At 68.1% G+C, this 1,602-nt stretch carries 2 protein-coding genes; both read left to right on the forward strand.

Features of this window, described 5'->3' with window-relative positions; translation table 11 throughout:
- Positions 1-323 (forward strand): acyl-CoA dehydrogenase family protein (locus ACYP5B_RS52670; protein ID WP_459575442.1); only part of this gene is annotated, 323 nt, incomplete at its 5' end.
- 62 nt (positions 324-385) lie between these two features.
- On the forward strand, positions 386-1,525 hold the full coding sequence (locus ACYP5B_RS52675) for an acyl-CoA dehydrogenase family protein (protein ID WP_459575444.1): 1,140 nt from the start codon (positions 386-388) through the stop codon (positions 1,523-1,525).
- Positions 1,526-1,602 lie beyond the last annotated feature (77 nt).

A 1,602-nucleotide genomic window follows, 5' to 3' on the forward strand; every position in this document is an offset into this window, starting at 1 on the left:
CGCAGATCGCTACCTTCGAGATCGATGAAGCGGCGTTTGCGCTGGCGGGTGAGCGCGCGATGGACCTGGCCCGGCAGGGCGAGGGCATTGCCGCGTTCTCGTCGGTGCTGAAGTACTACGGGTCGGAGCTGAACAAGCGGCGCTATGAGTTGCTGATGTCGATTGGCGGCAGCGAGGCGCTGGAGTGGGAGAGCGAGCGCAGCAACGACGGCGCCACCGCGCGCGGCTGGCTGCGCAGCAAGGCCAACTCGATCGAGGGCGGCACGAGCGAAGTGCAGCTCAACATTGTTGCCAAGCGCTTGCTCGGCCTGCCCGGCGCCTGACACCCGTCTCGGTTGCGTCCACTTCGCGCCTCGACTCCACGCTTCAACGCTTCGGAACGACTATGGCAATCGTATTGAATCAGACCCAGGATATGCTGCGGGACAGCGCCCTGGCATTCCTGCGCGAAAGCGCACCCATCTCGATGTTGCGCAAGCTGCGCGACACGCGGGACGACACGGGCTTCTCGCCCGCCCTCTGGAAAGCGTTTGCCGAGCTGGGCTTTGCCGGCGTGCTGATCCCCGAGCAGTACGGTGGCAGCGAGCTCGGTGTGGTGGAGGCGGGTGTGCTCATGGAAGCGCTAGGCCGCACGCTGGCCCCTACGCCGTTCTTCTCCACCGCCTTGCTGGGCGCTTCGCTGATTGCCCGGGGCGGCAGCGCAGCGCAGAAGGCGCATTTCCTGCCGGCCATCGCGGCCGGCAAGCACCTGACGGCGCTGGCGATCGACGAAGGCGCCACGCACCGCCCGGAGCGCCAGGCGCTCGCCGCAGTGCAACAGGACGGCGGGTTCGTGCTCAATGGCGCCAAGGTCTTCGTCATCGACGGGCATATCGCCGATACGCTGATCGTGGTGGGCCGCACCAGCGGCAATGCCAGCAACCGTGATGGCGTCACGCTCTTCCTGGTGCCGCGCGGTGCCGATGGCATTGCCGTGGAGCGCACCGTGATGGCGGACGCCCGCAATGCAGCGCGCGTGCAGTTCCGGGAGGTGCGCGTGGCGGCGGACGAGGTGCTGGGCGAGGTCGGTGGTGGCGCGGCCATGCTTGAGCACGCGCTCGATATCGCCCGCGCGGCGCTGGCGTCCGAGCTCGTCGGCATTGCCGACGAAGCATTCGAGCGCACGCTGCAATACCTGAAAGAGCGCAAGCAGTTCGGCAAGATCATCGGCGAGTTCCAGGCGCTGCAGCATCGCGCTGCCCACCTGTTTGGCGAGATCGAGATCACGCGCGCGGCGGTGCTGCGCAGCCAGCAGTTGCTCGACGATGGCCCGGCACAGCCTGTCGCGCTGGTGTCCGCCGCCAAGGCGCGCGCCGGCTCCACGGCGATGCTGGCGGTGCAGGAGGGCGTGCAGATGCACGGCGGCATCGGCATGACCGACGAGTTCGAGATCGGCTTCTACATGAAGCGCGCTTGCGCCGCGCAGATCCTGCTCGGCGACACCAACTTCCACGCCCAGCGCTGGGCGACCTTGCGCGGCTACTGAGCGCCGCGCCGCACCATCCCCAGCCGTTATTGCAGGCCTTCCACGCGCAGGCGTGGGGCCTGCGCGCGGCCTCGCGT

This window comes from Cupriavidus sp. 8B (genome assembly GCF_054589115.1).

Coding starts and splice junctions, on each gene's coding strand:
- ACYP5B_RS52675 (WP_459575444.1), top strand. CDS start 386: ATGGCAATCGTATTGAATCAGACCCAGGATATGCTGCGGGACAGCGCC.